This window comes from Pseudomonas sp. H2_D02 (genome assembly GCF_054677635.1).
The window spans coordinates 2,973,076-2,997,323 of sequence record NZ_CP162816.1; the positions used below are offsets into that span (position 1 = coordinate 2,973,076).

The following is a 24,248-nucleotide window of genomic DNA, read 5'->3' on the forward strand; positions in this document are numbered from 1 at the left end:
TGCGAAGCAGCCCCAAATCAGTCGCTGCGGTGTGTCAGTTTGAATCCAGGCAGCTTCATTGGGGTTGCTGCGCAACCCAGCGGGGATGAATCCCCTCGCCACAGGGCATTATGGTGGTGCTTCCTGCGGGCCTCAGGCCGAGCGCCGCACCATGTCCACGTGCGGAATGCCGGCTTCGAGAAACTCCTCGCTGACCACTGCAAACCCCAGTCGCTCATAGAACGGCGTGGCATGCACCTGGGCACTGAGCATCTGCTGCTTGAGCCCGCGTTTCTCGGCCTCGGCAATCACCGCCTGCATCAGCGCGTCGCCGACCTTCAGCCCGCGCCAATCCTTGAGGACTGACACCCGGCCGATATGGCCATCGGTCAACAGGCGCGCGGTGCCGATCGGGAAGTCGCCTTCGAGAGCCAGGAAATGCACGGCGTCCTGATCATCCGAATCCCACTCCAGCTCCGGTGGTACGGATTGCTCGGCAATGAACACCGCTTCACGAATGCGCCGGATCTCGGCGTTATCCTTTTGCCAGTCTGCGACACGAACGTGAATTTTATTCATCGGCGAACCCCAGGCTGCCTTGCTTGACCAATTCATGGATGAGACCGCGACCGTCTTCATCGGCCAGCCATGGGCCGAGGTTTTCGATGTGCAGCGCGTCGGCGGCGCAGATCATCTTCAACAGGTCACGCAGCTTGCCCGGCAGGTAACGGCTCTGGCCACTGGCGAACAGCAGCAGGTCGTCATCGACTTCCGACCAGGCCAGGCGCGCGCTCGGGTTGCGGATGATCACTGCGCCCTGTTCCAGGCCGGCCAGCAAGTCGTCTTCTTCCAGTTCCGGGCCCACCACCAATTCCGGGTAGCGTGGCTCGGTCATGAATTGGCCGAACCAGGTCAGCAGCAAGCGCTCGTCGCTCATGTGTTCGGCCAGCAGGCCCTTGAGGCGGTCCAGGGCGTCGTGCTGGATCTGGTGCGGGTCGGTCACCGGGCGTGCATCGGCGTCGGTGTAACGCTCTTCATCCGGTAGGAACTGGCTGAGGAAGTCGGTGAAGTGGGTCAGGACTTCGGCGGCGCTCGGTGCGCGGAAGCCGACCGAGTAAGTCATGCAATCGTCCACGGCGACGCCGCAATGAGCCAGGCGTGGCGGCAGGTAGAGCATGTCGCCGGGTTCCAGGATCCACTCGTCGGTGGCCTCGAAATCGGCGAGGATGCGCAGGTCCGCGTGGGGCAGCAGCGGGCTTTCGGAGTCGCACATCTGGCCGATCTTCCAGTTGCGCTTGCCGTGGCCTTGCAGCAGGAATACGTCGTAATTGTCGAAGTGCGGGCCCACGCCGCCACCCGGGGCGGCGAAGCTGATCATCACGTCGTCGATGCGCCAGCTCGGCAGGAAGCGGAAATGCTCCAGCAGCTCGCTGACTTCCGGGACGAATTGATCGACCGCCTGCACCAGTAAGGTCCACTCGCGCTCGGGCAGTTTGCTGAACTCATCTTCGGCGAACGGGCCGCGACGCAACTCCCACGGGCGCTCGCCGTGCTCGATCACCAGGCGCGATTCGACCTCTTCTTCCAGGGCAAGGCCGGCCAGTTCGTCGGCATCGATCGGGCTTTCGAAATCAGGAATCGCCTGGCGGATCAGCAGGGGTTTCTTCTGCCAGTAGTCGCGCAGGAACTCCCGTGCCGTGATACCGCCCAGGAGTTGCAGTGGAATGTCAGGATTCATGTGTAACCTATTGAAAAAATATACTTTTCAGACGCGAATAAAAACGCCCGGCGCGGCCGGGCGTCTCAAGGTGAAGCGATGGATCAGATGCGCTTGGCTTGTGCCGCCGCGTTGCCGATGTAGCTGGCCGGGGTCAGCTTCTTCAGTTCAGCCTTGGCGTCGGCCGGCATGTCCAGGCCATCGATGAAAGTCTGCAGCGCTTCTGGGCTGATGCCCTTGCCACGGGTCAGTTCTTTCAGCTTTTCATACGGATTTTCGATGTTGTAGCGACGCATCACGGTCTGGATCGGCTCGGCCAGGACTTCCCAGCAGGCGTCCAGGTCAGCGGCGATCTTCTGCTCGTTGAGCTCCAGCTTGCTGATGCCCTTGAGGCTGGCTTCGTAGGCGATGACGCTGTGGGCGAAACCCACGCCCAGGTTGCGCAGCACGGTGGAGTCGGTCAGGTCGCGCTGCCAGCGGGAGATCGGCAGCTTGCTCGCCAGGTGCTGGAACAGCGCGTTGGCGATGCCCAGGTTGCCTTCGGAGTTTTCGAAGTCGATCGGGTTGACCTTGTGCGGCATGGTCGAGGAACCGATTTCCCCGGCAATGGTGCGCTGCTTGAAGTAACCCAGGGAGATGTAGCCCCAGATGTCGCGGTCGAAGTCGATCAGGATGGTATTGAAACGTGCGATCGCGTCGAACAGCTCGGCGATGTAGTCGTGTGGCTCGATCTGGGTGGTGTACGGGTTGAAGCTCAGGCCCAGTTCGTCTTCGATGAAGGCGCGGGCGTTGGCTTCCCAGTCGATGTCCGGGTAGGCCGACAGGTGGGCGTTGTAGTTGCCTACGGCGCCGTTGATCTTGCCCAGCAGCGGCACGGCGGCCACCTGGGCGATCTGACGCTCGAGGCGGTAGACCACGTTCGCCAGTTCCTTGCCCAAGGTGGTCGGCGAAGCCGGTTGACCGTGGGTGCGCGACAGCATCGGCACGTCGGCGAAACGGATCGCCAGCTCGCGGATGGCCTGGGCGGTCTGGCGCATCAGCGGCAGCAGCACGTCGTCACGGCCTTCGCGCAGCATCAGGGCGTGGGACAGGTTATTGATGTCCTCGCTGGTGCAGGCGAAGTGGATGAACTCACTGACGTTGGCCAGTTCCGGCAGCTTGGCCGCCTGCTCCTTGAGCAGGTATTCGATCGCCTTGACGTCGTGGTTGGTGGTGCGCTCGATCTCTTTGACGCGCTCGGCGTGCTCCAGGGCGAAATTGTCGGCCAGGGCGTTCAGCACTGCGTTGGCCTCGGCGGAAAAGGCCGGGACTTCACCAATGCCAGGGTGGGCGGCCAGGCGCTGGAGCCAGCGCACTTCAACCAGGACGCGAGCACGGATCAGGCCGTACTCGCTGAAAATCGGGCGCAGGGCCTGGGTTTTGCCGGCGTAGCGGCCGTCTACAGGGGAAACCGCAGTGAGCGAAGAGAGCTGCATGGGGTGTTCTCGGACAGTCGGGCAACGAAATGGGGCGCGTATCATACATGAAAACAGACGCCGGTCCGTCGCCAACTGACCGGCGTATTACGCGTAACGAGATAAAGCTGTTTATTACCTGTGGCGAGGGAGCTTGCTCCCGTTGGGCTGCAAGGCAGCCCTCAAATCCACAAAAAAAGGTCGAGGCGACTTATTCGTTGCGCATCAATGGGTACAGCTCTTTCAACAATTTGCGTCGGCTGATCACCAGTTGCCAGCGATGGCCGCCTAACTGCCGCCACAGGCGTGCCGAGCGGATCCCGGCCAGCAACAGCGCGCGGATCTTCGAGGCATTGCTCGGTTGTTGCAGGTTGCGCATGTCGCCATGCACCTGGATACGCTGGCGCAGTGTGCTCAAGGTGTCCTGGTACAGCGCGCCGCACGCGGCGATCACGTTTTCGTGGGACGGGCCAAAATGTTCGACCTGGGATTGGATCTGCGGCAGGCGCTTGCCGATGGTTTCCAGCAGGTCGTCGCGCTTGGCCAACTGACGCTCCAGCCCGAGCATCGACAAGGCGTAGCGCAGCGGTTCGCGTTGCAGGGCGCTGGGGTCGCGTTCCAGGGCGCCGATCAAGGCACGATAGCCTTCGCGCAGGTTCAGATCATCGCCGCCGTAGACTTCCAGGGTGTGCTTGGGGTCGCGCACCAGAAGGCTGCCGAGCATGCAGCCCAGCCCGGCTTCGTTGGTCTGGCCGGTCTTGGCGATGCGATCCACCAGCACGGCGGCGAGAAATACCCCGCCCAGCGCCGTCAGTTGTTCCTGGATCGGCGTCATGCCTTGCTGCTCCATGGCTCGGCGACTTCGATCACGCCGCCGCCCAGGCAGATTTCACCGTCGTAGAACACCACGGATTGGCCGGGCGTGACGGCTCGCTGCGGATCATCGAACGTGGCGCGATAACCGCTGGCGGTTTTCTCCAGCGTGCAAGGCTGGTCGCTCTGACGATAACGAACCTTGGCCGTCAGGCGGCGCGGTTCGCTGAGGTCGATCGGGTTGACCCAATAGATGTCGGAGGCGAGCAGGGCGCCGGAGAACAGCCATGGGTGGTCGTTGCCCTGGCCGACGATCAGCTCGTTGTGCTCCAGGTCCTTGACCAGCACATACCACGGCTCTTCGCCGGCGTCTTTCAGCCCGCCGATGCCCAGGCCCTGGCGCTGGCCGATGGTGTGGTACATCAGGCCATGGTGACGGCCGATGACATCGCCTTCGGTGGTCTTGATCTCGCCCGGCTGGGCCGGCAGGTACTGCTTGAGGAAGTCGCTGAAGCGACGCTCGCCAATGAAGCAGATGCCGGTGGAATCCTTCTTCTTGGCGGTGGCGAGCTGGTGTTTCTCGGCAATCGCGCGCACTTCGGGCTTTTCCAGTTCGCCGACCGGGAACAGGGTCTTGGCGATCTGCTCGCCGCCGACGGCATGCAGGAAGTAGCTCTGGTCCTTGTTCGGATCCAGGCCCTTGAGCAGTTCGGTGCGGCCATCGATGTCGCGGCGGCGCACGTAGTGGCCGGTGGCAATCAGGTCGGCGCCGAGCATCATCGCGTAGTCGAGGAATGCCTTGAACTTGATTTCGCGGTTACAGAGGATGTCCGGGTTCGGCGTGCGGCCGGCCTTGTATTCGGCCAGGAAGTGCTCGAACACGTTATCCCAGTACTCGGCGGCGAAGTTGGCGGTGTGCAGCTTGATGCCAATCTTGTCGCACACGGCCTGGGCGTCCGCGAGGTCATCCATGGCGGTGCAGTATTCGGTTCCGTCGTCTTCTTCCCAGTTCTTCATGAACAGGCCTTCCACCTCATAACCCTGCTCCATCAGCAGAAGGGCGGAAACGGAAGAGTCCACGCCACCGGACATGCCGACGATGACGCGTTGCTTTGGGGTGTTCGAAGAGGCTGGATCACGCATAGGAATTCAATGAGTGTCTTGAAAAAGGACGCGATTCTATCAGGCCCGGGCGCGCAAGGCTAAAGAGAAGGGCGGATAAGCGCCAGGCTATGGCGATGGCCGGCCAGGTAATCGTCGATGCAGCGGATGATCAGCTCGCTGCGCCAGTGATCGCGCTGTTCGAGCAGTTCGTCACGGGACAGCCATTTGGCGCCGAGGATGCCGTCGTCCAGTTGGTATTCGGGATGGTGTTTCAGGGCTTTGGCGGCGAAGCAGACCCGTTGGTAGGTCACGCCGTTGCTCGGGGCGGTGTAGAGGTAGATGCCGGTGACGCTGGTGGGCTCGACGTCCCAGCCGGTTTCTTCGAGGGTTTCGCGCACGGCGGCTTCGATCAGGGTTTCGTTGGGGTCCAGGTGGCCGGCGGGCTGGTTGAGTACTGCGCGGCCGCCCTTGGATTCTTCCACCATCAGGAAGCGGCCGTGGTCTTCGACGATGGTGGCGACGGTGATGTGGGGGTTCCAGTCCATGATGGTTCCTCTATTGTTGGATTGAGATGCGAATCCCCTGTGGGAGCGGGCTTGCTCGCGAAAGCGGTGTGTCAGTCAATGCAAATGTTGAATGATAAATTGCCTTCGCGAGCAAGCCCGCTCCCACAGGGGCAAATAGGGTATGCATAAAAACACAAACCCCGGCACAAGGCCGGGGTTCGTGGTGCTTCCTTGCAACCTTACACCAGCGCAGCAATCGCCGCGTTGAAGGTGTTGCTCGGGCGCATGGCCTTGCGGGTCAGTTCCGGGTTGGCGAAGTAGTAGCCGCCGATGTCCACGGGCTTGCCCTGGACCGCATTGAGCTCGGCAACGATTTTTTCTTCGTTGTCGGTCAGGGTCTTGGCCAGGGTGGTGAACTGCGCCTTGAGGGCTGCGTCGTCATCCTGGACGGCCAATGCCTGGGCCCAGAACAGGGTCAGGTAGAAGTGGCTGCCGCGGTTGTCGATGCCGCCGACCTTGCGCGAAGGCGACTTGTTGCGATCCAGGAACTCGCCAGTCGCCTGGTCGAGGGTCTTGGCCAGCACCAGCGCCTTGGGATTGTTGTAGGTCACGCCCAGGTGTTCCAGGGAAGCGGCCAGGGCCAGGAACTCGCCCAGGGAATCCCAGCGCAGGAAGTTTTCTTCCAGCAGTTGCTGCACGTGCTTGGGTGCCGAACCGCTCGGCGCCGGTTTCGAACAGGCCGCCACCGTTCATCAGCGGCACGATCGACAGCATCTTGGCGCTGGTGCCCAGTTCCATGATCGGGAACAGGTCGGTCAGGTAGTCGCGCAGTACGTTGCCGGTCACCGAAATGGTGTCCTTGCCTTCGCGGGTGCGAGCCAGGGTGAATTTCATCGCGTCGACAGGCGACATGATGCGGATGTCCAGGCCGCTGGTGTCGTGGTCCTTCAGGTAAGCCTGGACCTTCTCGATCATCACGCCGTCGTGGGCACGCATCGGGTCGAGCCAGAAGATCGCCGGGGTGGCGCTGGCGCGGGCACGGTTGACGGCCAGCTTGACCCAATCCTGGATCGGCGCGTCCTTGGTCTGGCACATACGGAAGATATCACCAGCCTCGACGTTCTGCTCCAGCAGGGTGCGACCGTTGTTGTCCGAAACGCGGACCACGCCGTCAGCCTTGATCTGGAAGGTCTTGTCGTGGGAACCGTACTCTTCGGCTTTCTTGGCCATCAGGCCAACGTTTGGCACGCTGCCCATGGTAGTCGGATCGAAGGCGCCGTGTTGCTTGCAGTCTTCGATCACCGCCTGGTAGATGGTGGCGTAGCAGCGATCCGGGATCACGGCCTTGGTGTCGTGCAGCTGGCCGTCGGTGCCCCACATCTTGCCGGAGTCACGGATCATGGCTGGCATCGAGGCGTCGACGATGACGTCGCTCGGCACGTGCAGGTTGGTGATGCCCTTGTCGGAGTTGACCATCGCCAGTGCTGGACGCACGGCGTAGACCGCCTGGATGTCGGCTTCGATCTGGGCCTGCTGCTCGGCCGGCAGGGCCTTGATGCGGGCGTACAGGTCGCCGATGCCGTTGTTCAGGTTGAAACCGATCTGCTCCAGCACTTCGGCGTGCTTGGCCAGCGCGTCCTTGTAGTACTCGGCGACGATCTGGCCGAACATGATCGGGTCGGAGACCTTCATCATGGTGGCTTTCAGGTGGACCGACAGCAGGACGCCTTTTTGCTTGGCGTCTTCGATTTCGGCGGCGATGAAGTTGCGCAGGGCGTTTTTGCTCAGCACGGCGCAATCGAGGATCTCACCGGCTTGAACGGTGGTCTTTTCCTTCAGGACGGTGGCGGTGCCGTCCTTGGCGATCAGCTCGATCTTCACGCTGCCCGCGGCGTCGATCAGGGCGGCTTTTTCGCTGCCGTAGAAATCGCCGGCGTTCATGTGAGCGACGTGGGACTTGGAGTCGGCAGCCCAGGCGCCCATCTTGTGCGGGTGCTTGCGGGCGTAGTTCTTGACCGACAGCGGCGCGCGACGATCGGAGTTGCCTTCGCGCAGGACCGGGTTCACGGCGCTGCCCTTGATCTTGTCGTAGCGGGCGCGGGCGTCTTTCTCGGCGTCGCTGGCCACGGTTTCCGGGTAGTCCGGCAGTGCGTAGCCCTGGGCCTGCAATTCCTTGATCGCGGCCTGCAGTTGCGGTACCGAGGCGCTGATGTTCGGCAGCTTGATGATGTTGGCTTCAGGCGTAACGGCCAGGTCGCCCAGTTCGGCAAGGTGGTCGGCTACGGCTTTGTCACCCAGTTGCTCGGGGAAGCTGGCCAGGATGCGCCCTGCGAGGGAGATGTCGCGGGTCTCCACGGCGATGTCGGCCGAAGCGGTGAAGGCTTCGACGATCGGCAGCAGCGAATAGGTGGCGAGGGCAGGCGCTTCGTCGGTGAAGGTATAGATGATCTTCGAGCGGGTGGGCATATTCGGATTAACTCTCTTCTTTGCTAAAGCATGCGCAGAAACTCGAGGGGCGCCGGGTAAGCGCGTTCGTTCAAAGTCATCCGTGAGCCGAATGTCGAGGTTTCTTCGCGGTGATGTTGGGTGCATCAGTCGAGCGTCAAGCGGTCGGGCCGCGGTAACGGTCCGGCTTTCAAAATGGCGGAAAGTCTCGTAATAGAGCCGTCAGCCGTCGTGACCCTGTGGTCAGCGGCGGCATTATACATAGGTAGCTGGCGATCTGCCGATGGTTCATAGACTTCCGTACACGTCCATTGGTCTAAACGTCGCAGTACTCCTGGGGCGGACTATGCTCATGTTTGGCGCTTTTCCCTTGGTTTTCAGGCTTGTACACCGCGAAGTGCAAGGCTTTGCCACGGATGGGCCTAACGTAGGGTTTGCGTGCCGATTCAACTGGGTTACGCTCGAACGCAAGCCAGATGTTCAATCCAAGCAATGGAGTTCAGCATGGGGTATCAAAAGATTCAGGTTCCGGCCGTCGGTGACAAAATCACCGTCAACGCAGACCATTCTCTTAATGTTCCCGACAATCCGATCATCCCCTTCATCGAAGGCGACGGCATTGGCGTTGATATCAGTCCGGTCATGATCAAGGTGGTCGACGCCGCGGTCGAGAAGGCGTACGGCGGCAAGCGCAAGATTTCCTGGATGGAAGTCTATGCCGGTGAAAAAGCCACGCAGGTCTATGACCAGGACACCTGGCTCCCCCAGGAAACCCTGGACGCGGTCAAGGACTACGTGGTTTCCATCAAGGGTCCGCTGACCACGCCGGTCGGTGGTGGTATCCGCTCGCTGAACGTGGCGCTGCGCCAGCAACTCGACCTGTATGTCTGCCTGCGCCCGGTGCGTTGGTTCGAAGGCGTGCCCAGCCCGGTCAAGAAACCTGGCGACGTGGACATGACGATCTTCCGCGAGAACTCCGAAGACATCTATGCCGGCATCGAGTGGAAGGCCGGTTCGGCCGAAGCCACCAAAGTCATCAAGTTCCTTAAAGAAGAAATGGGCGTCACCAAGATCCGCTTCGACGAAGATTGCGGTATCGGTGTCAAGCCGGTTTCCAAACAGGGCACCAAGCGCCTGGCTCGCAAGGCCTTGCAATATGTCGTCGATAACGACCGCGACTCGCTGACCATCGTGCACAAAGGCAACATCATGAAGTTCACCGAAGGTGCCTTCAAGGAATGGGCCTACGAAGTGGCGGCCGAAGAGTTCGGCGCAACCTTGCTCGACGGCGGGCCATGGATGCAGTTCAAGAATCCGAAGACCGGCAAGAATGTCGTGGTCAAGGACGCCATCGCCGACGCCATGCTCCAGCAGATCCTGCTGCGTCCGGCGGAATATGATGTGATCGCCACCCTGAACCTCAACGGCGACTACCTCTCCGATGCCCTGGCGGCGGAAGTAGGTGGTATCGGCATCGCGCCGGGCGCCAACCTGTCCGACACCGTGGCGATGTTCGAAGCCACCCACGGTACCGCGCCCAAATACGCAGGCAAGGATCAGGTCAACCCGGGGTCGCTGATCCTGTCGGCGGAAATGATGCTGCGCCACATGGGCTGGACCGAAGCGGCTGACCTGATCATCAAGGGCACCAACGGCGCGATTTCGGCCAAGACCGTGACCTATGACTTCGAGCGCCTGATGGACGGTGCCAAGCTGGTGTCGTCTTCCGGTTTCGGCGATGCGCTGATTTCCCATATGTAAGCGAAGCCTGGACACAAAAATGCCCGGTTCGAGTGATCGAAACCGGGCATTTTCATGCGTGGGGCAGGCCTTTAATGGTCCTCGGTGACCCGAGGCTTGACGTGGACCCTGGTCGGCTCTGGCTTTTCGCTGGCCTGAGTGCTCTCGGCGTCGACGGCGACCGGACGAATTTCAACGGCATGTACGCCCTTTGGCCCTTGTATCATGCAGAACGTCACGGGCTGTCCTGCCTTCAGGGTTTTATAGCCGTCCATCTGAATGACGGAATAATGAGCGAAGAGATCTTCGTCCTTCCCGTCCTGGATAATGAAACCGTAGCCCTTGGCGTTATTGAACCATTTGACCTTTCCCTTGACTCGCATGCTGGTGGTACCTGACATACCAATTTCCCTCTGCAACACACCCCGGCAACGGAGTATCATCCTGATGATCCGCCGTCGATCATGGAAATCGGATTGACTTCGCGGACCTTTTTAACCCACGGTGGGCTCTATTGGTTGTAACACCGATTTGCCGTTAGTCAAGGTGATCGGGCGGTAGCGGTTGAAATCGCCCGCAAGCGGCCCCATCACTGTATTTGCCAACTAAAACGAACCTTTCTTTCCATGCATGCAATCAGCCAGATTCGACTAACATTCAATCAGGATCGCCCGGATCAACATGACGACGATTCAGCGGGCATTGCTGTTCAGGAATCAAAGCCCGCTTTACAGGCGCCACCGATGTACAAGGTGGTTTTGTTCAACGATGACTACACACCGATGGATTTCGTCGTCGAAGTGCTCGAGGTGTTTTTCAACCTGAATCGTGAGCTGGCGACCAAGGTCATGCTGGCCGTTCATACAGAGGGACGGGCAGTATGTGGTGTGTTTACCCGCGACATCGCGGAGACCAAGGCCATGCAGGTCAACCAGTACGCCAGGGAAAGCCAGCATCCGCTACTCTGTGAAATCGAGAAGGACGGTTAACGCCGACCACTTGGGTATGAGGTGAACCATGTTAAACCGCGAGCTCGAAGTCACCCTCAATCTTGCCTTCAAGGAGGCTCGTTCGAAGCGTCATGAGTTCATGACAGTCGAACACCTGCTGTTGGCCCTACTGGATAACGAGGCTGCCGCCACCGTTTTGCGTGCCTGCGGCGCGAACCTCGACAAACTCAAGCACGATTTGCAAGAGTTCATCGACTCCACCACGCCACTGATCCCCGTTCACGACGAGGATCGCGAAACCCAGCCAACCCTGGGCTTCCAGCGGGTGCTGCAACGTGCTGTCTTCCATGTGCAGAGCTCGGGCAAGCGTGAAGTGACCGGGGCCAACGTGCTGGTCGCCATCTTCAGTGAGCAGGAAAGCCAGGCGGTGTTCCTGCTCAAGCAGCAGAGCGTCGCGCGTATCGATGTCGTCAACTACATTGCCCATGGCATTTCCAAAGTGCCGGGGCATGGCGATCATTCCGAGGGTGAACAGGATATGCAGGACGACGAGGGCGGTGAGTCTTCTTCTTCAGGCAATCCGCTGGACGCGTATGCCAGCAACCTGAACGAGCTGGCCCGCCAGGGCCGCATCGATCCGCTGGTTGGGCGCGAGGCGGAAGTCGAGCGCGTTGCGCAGATTCTCGCCCGGCGCCGCAAGAACAACCCGTTGCTGGTGGGTGAGGCAGGCGTGGGCAAGACCGCAATCGCCGAAGGCCTGGCCAAGCGCATCGTCGACAACCAGGTGCCGGATCTGTTGGCCAACAGCGTGGTGTATTCCCTCGACCTGGGTGCCTTGCTGGCCGGTACCAAATACCGTGGCGATTTCGAGAAGCGCTTCAAGGCGCTGCTCGGCGAGCTGAAAAAACGCCCGCAAGCGATCCTGTTCATCGACGAGATCCACACCATCATCGGTGCGGGCGCTGCGTCGGGTGGGGTCATGGATGCCTCGAATCTGCTCAAACCGCTGCTGTCCTCGGGTGATATCCGTTGCATAGGCTCGACCACGTTCCAGGAATTCCGTGGGATCTTCGAGAAGGACCGTGCCCTGGCACGGCGTTTCCAGAAGGTCGATGTGTCGGAGCCGTCGGTGGAAGACACCATCGGCATCCTGCGTGGCCTGAAAGGGCGTTTCGAGCTGCACCACAACATCGAATACAGCGACGAGGCATTGCGCGCCGCTGCCGAGCTGGCGTCGCGCTACATCAATGATCGGCACATGCCGGACAAGGCCATCGACGTCATCGACGAGGCGGGCGCCTACCAGCGGCTGCAGCCGGTGGAGAATCGCGTCAAGCGTATCGAGGTGCCGCAAGTCGAGGACATCGTCGCCAAAATCGCGCGGATTCCGCCAAAACACGTCACCAGCTCCGACAAGGAACTGCTACGTAACCTGGAGCGTGACCTGAAGCTGACGGTGTTCGGCCAGGATGCGGCCATCGACTCGCTTTCGACCGCCATCAAGCTGTCCCGCGCGGGACTCAAGTCGCCGGACAAGCCGGTCGGTTCGTTCCTGTTCGCCGGGCCTACCGGTGTCGGCAAGACCGAGGCGGCACGGCAGCTGGCCAAGGCGATGGGCATCGAGCTGGTGCGCTTCGACATGTCCGAGTACATGGAACGCCACACCGTATCGCGTCTGATCGGTGCGCCTCCGGGCTATGTCGGTTTCGACCAGGGCGGCCTGTTGACCGAGGCGATTACCAAGCAGCCTCACTGCGTGCTGTTGCTCGATGAGATCGAGAAAGCGCATCCGGAAGTCTTCAACCTGCTGCTGCAGGTGATGGACCACGGTACGCTGACCGACAACAACGGGCGCAAGGCGGATTTCCGCAACGTGATCATCATCATGACCACGAACGCCGGTGCCGAGACTGCGGCGCGCGCTTCGATCGGTTTCACCCATCAGGACCACTCGTCCGATGCGATGGAAGTGATCAAGAAGAGCTTCACGCCTGAATTCCGCAACCGCCTGGACACCATTATCCAGTTTGGTCGCCTCAGCCATGAGGTCATCAAGAGCGTGGTGGACAAGTTCCTTACCGAACTTCAGGCGCAGCTCGAAGACAAGCGTGTATTGCTGGAGGTCACCGATGCGGCGCGCAGCTGGCTGGCGGAAGGTGGTTACGACGTGACGATGGGTGCGCGGCCGATGGCTCGCCTGATCCAGGACAAGATCAAGCGTCCGCTGGCCGAGGAAATCCTGTTTGGCGAACTGGCCGAGCATGGCGGTGTGGTTCACATCGACATCAAGGACGGCGAGCTGACTTTCGACTTCGAAACCACGGCCGAAATGGCTTGATCGTTACCTGCAACAAAGCGAAAGGCGCCGAAAGGCGCCTTTTTGCTGTTCCATGCCTACACCAGGCGCTGCTGTGGGCATGGAACAAGATTGGGTTTCATCACCAGTCCCTGTGGGAGCGAGCTTGCTCGCGATAGCGGTGGGGCAGCTTGCATCAACGGTGCTTGTGCCGCCGCCTTCGCGAGCAAGCTCGCTCCCACAGGGGGGGCGTGTGTTTCTGAAGATTGGGGCAAATCCCAGGCAAACAAAAACGCCCGACATGAGCCGGGCGTTTTGTATTGACTTGTTAGCGAGCGCGGTAAGTGATGCGCCCTTTGCTCAAGTCATAGGGCGTCAGCTCGACGCGCACTTTGTCACCGGTAAGAATACGAATGTAGTTCTTGCGCATCTTGCCGGAGATATGCGCGGTTACGACGTGCCCATTTTCCAACTCCACACGAAACATGGTGTTGGGCAGGGTGTCGACGACAGTGCCTTCCATTTCGAAGCTGTCTTCTTTCGACATGCAGTAAAGCCCTCGGTATCCAGTGAATGGCCCGGTGCAACTGCGCCAGGCAAAAGCGGCGTGCATTGTGCCCGAAAAAGGGGGGCAAGCCAAGGGGTTCTTCGGAGTTACTCAATGAATGCGGCGCGTGGATAAGGCGCAGACTACGAGCGGCCCCTAGGCTTTGTCCGAAAAGTGCCTGCGCGACGATCATGCTGCGTTGAAAACAGGCTCGGAATGCTCATTGACAACCAGTCAAGTCGAGCGCGACCCCGGCCGTTCCTCGCCTGTTTTCGCCTTGCCTGATCGCCGCTCGGCAACTTTTCGTACAAACCCTAGTTCAGGACAACCCACCGCTGGTTGATGAGTAATTCAATGGGCCGATATTGGGTCTTGTAGTTCATTTTTTTGCAGTTCTTGATCCAGTAGCCCAAGTACACCGCTTCCAGGCCCAGGCGGCGGCATTCATTGATCTGCCAGAGGATTGCGTAGCGTCCTAGGCTGCGCTTTTCTTCGTCGGGCTCATAGAAGGTGTAGACCGCCGAGAGGCCGTTGGGCAGCAGGTCGGTAACGGCGATGGCCACCAGCCGGCCCTCGAGGCGGAACTCATAAAAACGTGAGAATGGCAGGTCGCGCACCAGGAAGGTCGAAAACTGGTCCCGGCTGGGCGGGTACATGTCGCCGTCGGCGTGGCGTTGTTCGATGTAGCGCTGGTACAGGTCGAAATATTCTTCGGTGAACTGCGGCTTGGCGGGGCGGACCTGTACGTCGGCGTTGCGCTTGAAAATACGCTTCTGCTGCCGGTTGGGGGTGAATCGGGCCACGGGGATGCGCGCCGGAACGCACGCATTGCAGTGCTGGCAATGGGGCCGGTAGAGGTGATCGCCGCTGCGACGAAAGCCCATCTCCGACAGATCTGCGTAGACATGCACATCCATGGGCTGGCTAGGGTCGAGGAACAGGGTCGTGGCCTGCTCCTCGGGCAGGTAACTGCAGGAGTGGGGTTGAGTGGCATAGAACTTCAAGCGCGCCAACTCGGTCATGATCAACCCTCGGTATAAGCTTCAAATTCAAGTGTAAGCCAGGAGCGCGAATATCGCTCAGCAAACCCAGGTGGCGTGGTTCGGTTGGTCCAGATGCGCCTTCAGGTAGCCGGCAAACGTCGTGCGGGGGATCGACCGCGCGCCCAGGCTATGCAGGTGCTCCGTAGGCATCTGGCAGTCGATCAGCACGAAACCCGCCTCCTTGAGATGTTGGACCAAGGTTGCGAAGCCGAATTTCGACGCATTGTCGGCCCGGCTGAACATGGACTCGCCAAAAAACAGTTGCCCCATCGCCAGGCCGTACAGGCCACCCACCAGTGCGCCTTGATCCCAGACTTCCACCGAATGGGCGAAGCCGCGTCGGTGCAGTTCCAGATAAGCGGTCTGCATGGCTTCGGTGATCCAGGTGCCGTCGGCATAATCGCGGGGCGCGGCGCAGGCCTTGATGACGGCGGCGAAATCCCGGTCGAACGTCACTTCATAGCGGCGCTTGCGCAGTAGCTTGCCCAGGCTGCGAGAGACATGCAGCTCGTCGGGAAACAGCACCGTACGCGGATCCGGCGACCACCACAGGATCGGCTGGCCTTCGGAAAACCACGGAAAACAACCGTGGCGATAGGCCTGGATCAAGCGGTCGGCGGACAGATCCCCACCGGCGGCGAGCAAGCCGTTGGGGTCGCGCATGGCTTTTTCCAGTGGCGGAAAATCGAAGGTGTTGCGTTGTAACCAAGTCAGCATGGGTGTCCGGGCTTGCAGAAGGGGAGGGCGGCGCTCCAGATGAACCAGAGCCCGCCTAGAGGTTAACCGTCAAACGGCCGGGATGTCATCGAGATACTTTTCCGCATCCAGGGCGGCCATGCACCCGGCACCGGCGGAAGTAATGGCCTGGCGGTAGACATGATCGGCCACATCGCCGGCGGCAAACACACCTTCGATGTCGGTGGCCGTGGCGTTGCCTTCGCTGCCGCCGCGCACGATCAAATAGCCGTCGCGCATCTTCAGTTGGCCTTGGAACAGGTCGGTGTTGGGCTTATGACCGATGGCGATGAAGACCCCGGCCAGGGACAGCGTACTGGTTTCGCCGGTCTCGCTGTGCCGCAGGCGCGCGCCGGTCACGCCACTGGCATCGCCGAGAACTTCGTCCAGGTTCTGGTTCCAGTGCAGGCGGATATTGCCGTTGGTGGCTTTCTCGAAAAGCTTGTCTTGCAATATCTTTTCCGAGCGCAGCTTGTCCCGCCGGTGGATCAAGTGCACCTCTTTGGCGATGTTCGACAAGTACAGGGCTTCCTCGACGGCGGTGTTGCCGCCGCCGACCACTGCCACTACCTGGTTTCGGTAGAAAAAACCGTCGCAGGTCGCGCAGGCTGAAACACCTTTGCCGGCGAAGGTTTCCTCCGACGGCAGGCCGAGGTACTGGGCCGAGGCGCCAGTGGCGATAATCAGCGCGTCGCAGGTGTAGGTGCCGCTGTCACCGATGAGTTCGAACGGGCGCTGTTGCAACTTGGCGGTGTGGATATGGTCGTAGACGATCTGCGTGTCGAAGCGCTCGGCATGCCGCTGCATGCGTTCCATCAGCACCGGGCCGGTCAGTCCTTCGACGTCGCCGGGCCAGTTATCGACTTCAACCGTGGTGGTCAGCTGGCCACCGGCCTGCAGGCCGGTGATGACAACGGGTTTGAGGTTGGCACGGGCCGCATAGACAGCAGCGCTGTACCCTGCAGGGCCGGAACCGAGAATAATCAGGCGTGAATGCTTCGCTTCGCTCATAAAAACACCTCATAAGCCTTTGTCACAAAAGAGAATGCATGCTCAAATTGGCGCCCGAGAACCCTGATCATGGCTATGCTGTCGCCGAGCGTGCGGGCAATGCCTTGGGCATGACAAACCCGTACAATGCTTGAGTTTTGAGCGCAGGGAAGGCAAAAGATCAAAATCTTCGGCAACACCTGCGGTTTTCCGGACGCATGCCACAGTGGTAAAAGTAGTACCGGATGTGCACATTCACTTTTTTACCTGCTCGTCACGGGCAGTTTTTCATAGTCATTCAACAGATGGACGCGCCATAGGCGCAGGAAAAGAAGCGTTTTGAAGAAATCCACCGCAGCACCCAAGACAGTCGTTCCGCTCTGGCGCCAACAATTGCACTACCGGCTCAAGGAAGGTGCGTTGATCGCCATTGGTGCCCTGTGCCTGTTCCTGATGATGGCCTTGCTGACCTACGGCAAGGACGATCCGGGCTGGAGTCATAACAGCAAGATCGACGACGTGCAGAATTTCGGCGGCCCCGCCGGTTCCTATAGCGCAGACATCCTGTTCATGGTGCTGGGCTATTTCGCCTACATTTTCCCCTTGCTGCTGGCGATCAAGACTTATCAGATCTTCCGCCAGCGCCATGAGCCCTGGCAGTGGAGCGGCTGGCTGTTCTCCTGGCGCCTGATTGGCCTGGTGTTCCTGGTGTTGTCAGGGGCCGCGCTGGCCCACATTCATTTCCATGCGCCCACTGGCCTGCCGGCCGGGGCGGGTGGCGCGCTGGGTGAAAGTCTCGGCGACCTGGCCAGGAATGCGCTGAATATCCAAGGCAGCACGCTGCTGTTCATCGCCTTGTTCCTGTTCGGCCTGACCGTGTTCACCGACCTGTCGTGGTTCAAGGTCATGGACGTCACCGGCAAGATCACCCTCGACCTCATCGAGCTGATCCAGGGCGCGCTGAACCGCTGGTGGGCGGCGCGCAACGAACGCAAGCAACTGGTGGCGCAACTGCGCGAGGTGGACGATCGGGTCCATGACGTGGTGGCGCCGACCACGCCGGACAAACGCGAGCAGGCCAAGGTCAAGGAACGCCTGATCGAGCGCGAGCAGGCCCTGAGTAAGCACATGTCCGAGCGCGAGAAGCAGGTGCCGCCGGTCATCACCATGGCCCCGGCCAAGCCGCCCGAGCAAAGCAAGCGCGTGCAGAAGGAAAAACAGGCACCGTTGTTCGTCGACAGCGCGGTCGAGGGCACCTTGCCGCCGATCTCGATTCTCGACCCGGCCGAGAAGAAGCAACTCAATTATTCCCCCGAGTCCCTGGCAGCGGTCGGTCACCTGCTGGAGATCAAGCTCAAGGAATTCGGTGTCGAGGTCTCGGTGGATTCGATCCATCCGGGCCCGGTCATCACCCGTTACGAAATCCAGCCGGCCGCCGGCGGTGAAGGTCAGCCGTATCGCCAACCTCGCGAAGGACTTGGCGCGCTCCCTCGCCGTGACCAGCGTGCGGGTGGTGGAGGTCATTCCCGGCAAGACCACCGTGGGCATCGAGATTCCCAACGAAGACCGGCAGATCGTGCGTTTCTCCGAGGTGCTGTCGACGCCGGAATACGACAACCACAAGTCTCCGGTCACCCTGGCCCTGGGCCACGACATCGGCGGCAAGCCGGTCATCACCGACCTGGCGAAGATGCCCCACTTGCTGGTGGCCGGTACCACCGGTTCCGGTAAGTCGGTGGGTGTGAACGCGATGATCCTGTCGATCCTGTTCAAGTCCGGCCCGGAAGACGCCAAGCTGATCATGATCGACCCGAAGATGCTCGAACTGTCGATCTACGAGGGCATCCCGCACCTGCTGTGTCCGGTGGTCACCGACATGAAGGATGCGGCCAACGCCCTGCGCTGGAGCGTCGCCGAGATGGAGCGTCGCTACAAGCTCATGGCGAAGATGGGTGTGCGCAACCTGTCGGGCTTCAATGCCAAGGTCAAGGAAGCCGAAGAGGCCGGCACGCCATTGAGCGATCCGCTGTATCACCGCGAAAGCATCCACGACGAAGCGCCGCTGCTGCACAAGCTGCCGACCATCGTGGTGGTGGTGGACGAATTTGCCGACATGATGATGATCGTCGGCAAGAAGGTCGAAGAACTGATCGCCCGTATCGCCCAAAAGGCCCGTGCGGCCGGTATCCACTTGATCCTTGCCACGCAGCGGCCATCCGTGGACGTGATCACCGGCCTGATCAAGGCCAACATCCCGACCCGCATGGCGTTCCAGGTGTCGAGCAAGATCGACTCGCGGACCATCATCGACCAGGGCGGTGCCGAGCAGCTGCTGGGCCATGGCGACATGCTCTACATGCCGCCGGGCACCAGCCTGCCGATTCGTGTCCACGGCGCGTTTGTTTCCGATGATGAAGTACACCGCGTGGTGGAAGCCTGGAAGCTGCGCGGCGCGCCCGAATACAACGATGACATCCTCAACGGTGTCGAAGAGGCTGGCAGTGGCTTTGAAGGCGGCAGTGGCGGTGGCGGCGATGACGATGCCGAGACCGACGCGCTCTATGACGAAGCGGTGCAGTTCGTCCTGGAAAGCCGCCGGGCCTCGATTTCCGCAGTGCAGCGCAAGCTGAAGATCGGCTACAACCGCGCCGCCCGCATGATCGAAGCCATGGAAATGGCCGGGGTCGTGACGGCCATGAACACCAACGGTTCGCGCGAAGTGCTCGCGCCGGGCCCGATGCGCGACTGACTACCCGGGCGGCGTGATGACGCGCCGCTCGACCCCCCACGAATTCATGAGGATTCCCATGCGCCTGATTCGCATGCTGCTGTTGCCCGTATTGGCCTTGAGCACGTTGTCGGCCCACGCCGGCGAAAAGGACGTGGCCCGCCTGACTCAATTGCTGGGTGGCTCCCAGACCCTGACGGCACGCTTTTCCCAGTTGACCCTCGACGGCAGTGGCACCCAATTGCAGGAAACCGCCGGTGACATGGCCCTGCAGCGCCCCGGCCTGTTCTACTGGCATACCGATGCGCCCGCCGAGCAACTGATGGTTTCCGACGGCAAGAAAGTGTCCCTGTGGGACCCGGACCTGGAGCAGGTCACCATCAAGACCCTCGACCACCGCCTGACCCAGACGCCGGCGTTGCTGCTGTCCGGTGACATCTCCGAGATCAGCCAGAGTTTCGACATTACCTCCAAGGAGGCGGGCGGCGTGATTGACTTCACGCTCAAGCCCAAGACCAAGGACAGCCTGTTCGACAGCCTGCGCCTGTCGTTCCGTAATGGCCTGGTCAATGACATGCAACTGATCGACAGCGTCGGCCAGCGCACCAATATCCTGTTCACCGGGGTCAAGGCCAACGAGCCGATCGCCGCGTCCAAGTTCAAGTTCGACATCCCCAAGGGTGCGGATGTGATCCAGGAATAACCCAATGGCTCCCACAGTGGATTGTGGTGTTCAATCAACTCACTGGTCGGCAACAGGACCCAGCGGAGGTTTCGTAAGTAATCATGGACCTGTTTCGAAGCGCCCCGATTGCCCAGCCATTGGCCGCCCGCCTGCGCGCGACCAACCTGGATGAGTACGTCGGCCAGGAACATGTGCTCGCCCGCGGCAAGCCTCTGCGCGAGGCCCTGGAGCAGGGTGCCCTGCATTCGATGATCTTCTGGGGCCCGCCGGGCGTGGGCAAGACCACCCTGGCGCGGCTGCTGGCGGAAGTCTCGGACGCGCATTTCGAAACGGTGTCGGCGGTGCTGGCCGGGGTCAAGGAAATTCGCCAGGCGGTGGAAATAGCCAAGCAGCAGGCCGGCCAGTACGGCAAGCGCACCATCCTGTTCGTCGACGAAGTCCACCGGTTCAACAAGTCCCAGCAGGATGCGTTCCTGCCCTATGTCGAAGACGGCACGCTGATTTTCATCGGCGCGACCACCGAAAACCCTTCGTTCGAACTGAACAACGCCTTGCTGTCCCGCGCTCGGGTCTACGTACTCAAGAGCCTCGACGAAGCGGCCATGCGCAAGCTGGTGCATCGCGCGCTGACTGAGGAGCGTGGCCTGGGCAAGCGTCACCTGAGCCTCAGCGATGAGGGCTTCCAGATATTGTTCAGCGCCGCCGACGGCGATGGCCGGCGCTTGCTCAACCTGCTGGAAAACGCCTCGGACCTGGCCGAAGACGACAGCGAAATTGGCGTCGAGCTGTTGCAAAGCCTGCTGGGCGATACCCGTCGGCGTTTCGACAAGGGCGGTGAGGCGTTCTACGACCAGATCTCGGCCCTGCATAAGTCGGTACGGGGCTCCAATCCCGACGGTGCCCTGTACTGGTTTGCGCGGATGATCGACGGCGGTTGCGATCCGCTGTACCTGGCCCGGCGGGTGGTGCGCATGGCCAGCGAGGACATCGGCAATGCCGACCCGCGCGCGCTGAGCCTGTGCCTGGCGGCCTGGGACGTGCAGGAACGCCTCGGCAGCCCGGAAGGCGAGCTCGCTGTGGCCCAGGCCATCACCTACCTCGCTTGCGCGCCGAAGAGCAACGCCGTGTACATGGGCTTCAAGGCCGCGATGCGCAGCGCCGCCGAGCACGGCTCCCTGGAAGTGCCGCTGCACCTGCGCAACGCGCCGACCAAGCTCATGAAGCAGTTGGGCTATGGCGACGAATACCGTTATGCCCACGACGAGCCCGACGCTTATGCCGCCGGCGAAGACTATTTTCCCGAAGAACTCGACCCCCAGCACTTCTACCAGCCCGTGCCCCGTGGCCTTGAGTTGAAGATCGGCGAGAAGCTCAATCACTTGGCGCAGTTGGATCGCCTGAGTCCACGGCAGCGGAGAAAGCCTTGATCCCCCTGATACTCGCAGTTTCCGCTGGTGGCGTTGCCGGCACGTTGTTGCGTTTCGCCACCGGTAACTGGATCAATGCAAATTGGCCCAGGCACTTCTATACCGCGACGCTGGCCGTTAATATCGTGGGCTGTCTGCTGATCGGCGTTCTTTACGGCCTGTTTTTGATTCGCCCCGAGGTGCCCATCGAGGTGCGTGCGGGGCTGATGGTCGGCTTTCTTGGCGGCCTGACGACCTTTTCATCCTTTTCACTGGATACGGTGCGCCTGCTGGAAAGCGGCCAAGTGCTGCTGGCCCTGGGCTACGCGGCCATCACCGTATTCGGCGGGCTGCTCGCCACCTGGGCCGGCCTGTCCCTGACCAAACTTTGATAACGAGAGACCGACATGCTCGATTCCAAACTGTTACGTAGCAACCTTCAGGACGTAGCGGACCGCCTGGCTTCCCGTGGCTTTGCCCTGGATGTCGCGCGCATCGAAGCGCTGGAAGAACAGCGCAAGACCGTCCAGACCCGCACCGAAGCCCTGCAGGCTGAACGTAACGCGCGCTCCAAATCCATCGGCCAGGCCAAGCAGCGCGGCGAAGACATCGCGCCGCTGATGGCCGATGTCGAGCGCATGGCGAACGAGTTGAGCGCAGGCAAGACCGAGCTGGACGCGATCCAGACCGAGCTGGACTCGATCCTGCTGGGCATCCCGAACCTGCCCCACGAATCGGTGCCGGTTGGTGAAGACGAAGACGGCAATGTCGAAGTACGCCGCTGGGGCACGCCGACCACCTTTGATTTCCCGGTACAGGACCATGTGGCCCTGGGCGAAAAATTCGGCTGGCTCGACTTCGAGACCGCCGCCAAGCTGTCGGGCGCGCGTTTTGCCTTGCTGCGCGGGCCGATTGCCCGTCTGCATCGCGCCTTGGCGCAGTTCATGATCAACCTGCATGTCACCGAGCACGGCTACGAAGAAGCCTACACCCCGTACCTGGTCCAGGCTCCGGCGCTGCAAGGCACCGGCCAGTTGCCGAAGTTCGAGGAAGACCTGTTCAAGATCAGCCGCGACGGCGAAGCCGACTTGTACCTGATCCCGACCGCCGAAGTCTCGCTGACCAATATCGTCGCGGGCGAGATCGTCGATGCCAAGCAACTGCCGATCAAGTTCGTCGCCCATACGCCGTGCTTCCGCAGCGAAGCCGGCGCGTCGGGCCGTGATACCCGCGGGATGATCCGCCAGCACCAGTTCGACAAAGTCGAGATGGTGCAGATCGTCGAGCCGTCGAAGTCCATGGAAGCCCTGGAAAGCCTGACCGCCAACGCCGAGAAAGTCCTGCAACTGCTGGAGCTGCCGTATCGCACCCTGGCCTTGTGCACCGGCGACATGGGCTTCAGTGCGGTGAAAACCTATGACTTGGAAGTGTGGATTCCGAGCCAGGACAAGTACCGCGAGATTTCCTCGTGCTCCAACTGCGGCGATTTCCAGGCGCGCCGCATGCAGGCCCGCTTCCGCAACCCGGAAACCGGCAAGCCGGAACTGGTCCACACCCTCAATGGCTCCGGCCTGGCGGTGGGTCGTACCCTGGTGGCGGTGCTGGAAAACTACCAGCAGGCCGACGGTTCGATCCGTGTGCCTGAGGTGCTGAAACCGTACATGGGCGGCATCGAGGTCATCGGCTAAATGGACTATCTGCCACTGTTCCACAACCTGCGCGGCAGCCGCGTGCTGGTGGTCGGCGGCGGCGAGATTGCCCTGCGCAAGTCTCGCCTGCTAGTCGACGCCGGCGCGTTGTTGCGGGTGGTCGCACCCGACATCGAACCGCAACTGCGGGAATTGGTCAGTGGCAGCGGCGGCGAATGCGTCCAGCGTGGTTACGTGGAAGCGGACCTGGACGGTTGCGGGCTGATCATTGCCGCCACCGACGACGAGCCGCTCAATGCCCAGGTCTCGGCCGACGCCCACAAGCGTTGTGTGCCGGTCAACGTGGTGGACGCGCCGACGCTCTGCAGCGTGATCTTCCCGGCGATTGTCGATCGCTCGCCCCTGGTGATCGCGGTGTCCAGTGGCGGCGATGCGCCGGTGCTGGCGCGACTGATCCGGGCCAAGCTGGAAACCTGGATTCCGTCTACGTACGGGCAACTGGCCGGTTTGGCGGCGCGTTTTCGCAATCAGGTGAAAGGCTTGTTCCCCGATGTCCAGCAGCGCCGGGCATTCTGGGAAGAGGTGTTCCAAGGCCCGATTGCCGATCGTCAGTTGGCCGGGCAGGGCGCGGAGGCCGAGCGGCTGCTGCGGGAGAAGATCGACGGCGAGGCGCCGAACGCGCCGGGTGAAGTCTACCTGGTGGGCGCGGGGCCGGGCGATCCGGACCTGCTGACCTTCCGCGCCTTGCGCCTGATGCAACAGGCGGACGTGGTGCTGTACGACCGCCTGGTGGCACCGGCGATCCTCGAACTGTGCCGGCGCGACGCCGAACGGGTCTACGTTGGCAAGCGTCGTTCCGAGCATGCGGTGCCGCAGGATCAGATCAACCAGCAATTGGTCGACCTGGCCCGGCAAGGCAAGCGCGTGGTGCGGTTGAAGGGCGGCGACCCGTTCATCTTTGGCCGTGGTGGCGAAGAGATCGAAGAACTGGCGGCCCATGGCATCCCGTTCCAGGTCGTCCCGGGCATCACTGCCGCCAGTGGTTGCGCGGCTTACGCCGGGATTCCGCTGACCCATCGCGACTATGCCCAGTCGGTGCGTTTCATCACCGGTCACCTCAAGGATGGCACCAGCGACTTGCCGTGGGCGGACCTGGTTTCGCCAGCACAGACGTTGGTGTTCTACATGGGCCTGGTCGGCTTGCCAGTGATTTGCACCGAGCTGATCAAGCACGGTCGCGCGGCGAATACGCCGTAGCGGCGTTGATCCAGCAAGGCACGACGTCAAACCAGCGGGTTTTCACCGGCACTTTGGCGGACTTGCCACGGCTGGTGGCCGAGCATGAAGTGCATGCGCCGACCCTGGTTATCGTTGGGGAAGTGGTGCAGTTGCGCGAGAAACTGGCTTGGTTTGAAGGGGCTCAGGGGCAGGTCTGAGGACCGCGTCGGCCCCAATCGCGAG

18 protein-coding genes and 3 pseudogenes are annotated in these 24,248 nt (G+C 61.3%); 9 read left to right on the forward strand and 12 right to left on the reverse strand.

Annotation, left to right across the window (positions count from 1 at the left end):
• Positions 1–132: 132 nt before the first annotated feature.
• From AB4N42_RS13785 to AB4N42_RS13815, 7 genes and pseudogenes are all read right to left on the reverse strand, one after another.
• Entirely contained in the window at positions 133–558 is a 426-nt protein-coding gene (locus AB4N42_RS13785) for a GNAT family N-acetyltransferase (RefSeq protein WP_030141327.1), read from the reverse strand.
• On the reverse strand, positions 551–1,717 hold the full coding sequence (locus AB4N42_RS13790; protein WP_030141328.1) for a ribosomal protein uL16 3-hydroxylase: 1,167 nt from the start codon (positions 1,715–1,717) through the stop codon (positions 551–553). The genes AB4N42_RS13785 and AB4N42_RS13790 overlap by 8 nt, the downstream gene beginning before the upstream one ends.
• Before the next feature lie 83 nt (positions 1,718–1,800).
• Positions 1,801–3,171, reverse strand: a complete 1,371-nt coding sequence (gene purB, locus AB4N42_RS13795) for an adenylosuccinate lyase (protein ID WP_030141329.1) — start codon at positions 3,169–3,171, stop codon at positions 1,801–1,803.
• A gap of 190 nt (positions 3,172–3,361) precedes the next feature.
• Positions 3,362–3,985: a high frequency lysogenization protein HflD gene (gene hflD, locus AB4N42_RS13800; protein ID WP_460116313.1), complete on the reverse strand. Its 624-nt coding sequence runs from the start codon at positions 3,983–3,985 to the stop codon at positions 3,362–3,364.
• Positions 3,982–5,106 (reverse strand): tRNA 2-thiouridine(34) synthase MnmA, encoded by a 1,125-nt coding sequence (gene mnmA, locus AB4N42_RS13805; RefSeq protein WP_030141331.1) that lies wholly within the window; start codon positions 5,104–5,106, stop codon positions 3,982–3,984. Before mnmA ends, hflD begins: the two co-directional genes overlap by 4 nt.
• A gap of 59 nt (positions 5,107–5,165) precedes the next feature.
• The gene (locus tag AB4N42_RS13810) at positions 5,166–5,612 is read right to left on the reverse strand and encodes an NUDIX hydrolase (RefSeq protein WP_030141332.1); all 447 of its coding nucleotides are present in this window, start codon (positions 5,610–5,612) and stop codon (positions 5,166–5,168) included.
• 200 nt (positions 5,613–5,812) lie between these two features.
• A pseudogene (locus AB4N42_RS13815) lies at positions 5,813–8,039 on the reverse strand (NADP-dependent isocitrate dehydrogenase).
• A gap of 483 nt (positions 8,040–8,522) precedes the next feature.
• Between AB4N42_RS13815 and icd the strand changes: the two are divergent.
• Complete coding sequence (icd, locus tag AB4N42_RS13820) at positions 8,523–9,779, forward strand: NADP-dependent isocitrate dehydrogenase (RefSeq protein ID WP_030141334.1); 1,257 nt, start codon at positions 8,523–8,525, stop codon at positions 9,777–9,779.
• 71 nt (positions 9,780–9,850) lie between these two features.
• On the opposite strand, the gene cspD is transcribed toward icd, so the two are convergent.
• The gene (gene cspD, locus AB4N42_RS13825; RefSeq protein WP_460116314.1) at positions 9,851–10,159 is read right to left on the reverse strand and encodes a cold shock domain-containing protein CspD; all 309 of its coding nucleotides are present in this window, start codon (positions 10,157–10,159) and stop codon (positions 9,851–9,853) included.
• Between the two features lie 225 nt (positions 10,160–10,384).
• Between cspD and clpS the strand changes: the two genes are divergently transcribed.
• Entirely contained in the window at positions 10,385–10,747 is a 363-nt protein-coding gene (gene clpS / locus AB4N42_RS13830) for an ATP-dependent Clp protease adapter ClpS (protein ID WP_030141336.1), read from the forward strand.
• A 28-nt stretch (positions 10,748–10,775) separates the two neighbouring features.
• The gene (clpA, locus tag AB4N42_RS13835; protein WP_030141337.1) at positions 10,776–13,046 is read left to right on the forward strand and encodes an ATP-dependent Clp protease ATP-binding subunit ClpA; all 2,271 of its coding nucleotides are present in this window, start codon (positions 10,776–10,778) and stop codon (positions 13,044–13,046) included.
• 286 nt (positions 13,047–13,332) lie between these two features.
• On the opposite strand, the gene infA is transcribed toward clpA, so the two are convergent.
• The 4 genes from infA to trxB all read right to left on the reverse strand — a co-directional run bounded on the left by infA (position 13,333) and on the right by trxB (position 16,340).
• A complete protein-coding gene (gene infA, locus AB4N42_RS13840; protein WP_002553999.1) occupies positions 13,333–13,551 on the reverse strand; it encodes a translation initiation factor IF-1 in 219 nt (72 codons plus the stop codon).
• Between the two features lie 314 nt (positions 13,552–13,865).
• Complete coding sequence (locus tag AB4N42_RS13845; protein WP_030141338.1) at positions 13,866–14,573, reverse strand: arginyltransferase; 708 nt, start codon at positions 14,571–14,573, stop codon at positions 13,866–13,868.
• A 57-nt stretch (positions 14,574–14,630) separates the two neighbouring features.
• Positions 14,631–15,311 (reverse strand): leucyl/phenylalanyl-tRNA--protein transferase, encoded by a 681-nt coding sequence (aat, locus tag AB4N42_RS13850; RefSeq protein WP_030141339.1) that lies wholly within the window; start codon positions 15,309–15,311, stop codon positions 14,631–14,633.
• 69 nt (positions 15,312–15,380) lie between these two features.
• Positions 15,381–16,340, reverse strand: a complete 960-nt coding sequence (trxB, locus tag AB4N42_RS13855; protein WP_217859896.1) for a thioredoxin-disulfide reductase — start codon at positions 16,338–16,340, stop codon at positions 15,381–15,383.
• 318 nt (positions 16,341–16,658) lie between these two features.
• Here trxB and AB4N42_RS13860 point away from each other — a divergent pair.
• The 6 genes and pseudogenes from AB4N42_RS13860 to cysG all read left to right on the forward strand — a co-directional run bounded on the left by AB4N42_RS13860 (position 16,659) and on the right by cysG (position 24,223).
• Positions 16,659–19,068: pseudogene (locus tag AB4N42_RS13860) on the forward strand (DNA translocase FtsK).
• 58 nt (positions 19,069–19,126) lie between these two features.
• Positions 19,127–19,750 (forward strand): outer membrane lipoprotein chaperone LolA, encoded by a 624-nt coding sequence (lolA, locus tag AB4N42_RS13865; RefSeq protein WP_030141342.1) that lies wholly within the window; start codon positions 19,127–19,129, stop codon positions 19,748–19,750.
• An 83-nt stretch (positions 19,751–19,833) separates the two neighbouring features.
• Positions 19,834–21,159 carry a replication-associated recombination protein A gene (locus AB4N42_RS13870; RefSeq protein WP_030141343.1) on the forward strand — a complete coding sequence of 442 codons (1,326 nt, stop codon included), beginning with the start codon at positions 19,834–19,836 and terminating at the stop codon, positions 21,157–21,159.
• A complete protein-coding gene (crcB, locus tag AB4N42_RS13875; protein WP_030141344.1) occupies positions 21,156–21,530 on the forward strand; it encodes a fluoride efflux transporter CrcB in 375 nt (124 codons plus the stop codon). Before AB4N42_RS13870 ends, crcB begins: the two co-directional genes overlap by 4 nt.
• Before the next feature lie 15 nt (positions 21,531–21,545).
• Positions 21,546–22,826 carry a serine--tRNA ligase gene (gene serS / locus AB4N42_RS13880; protein WP_030141345.1) on the forward strand — a complete coding sequence of 427 codons (1,281 nt, stop codon included), beginning with the start codon at positions 21,546–21,548 and terminating at the stop codon, positions 22,824–22,826.
• Positions 22,827–24,223, forward strand: a pseudogene (gene cysG, locus AB4N42_RS13885) (siroheme synthase CysG).
• Positions 24,224–24,248: the final 25 nt, after the last annotated feature.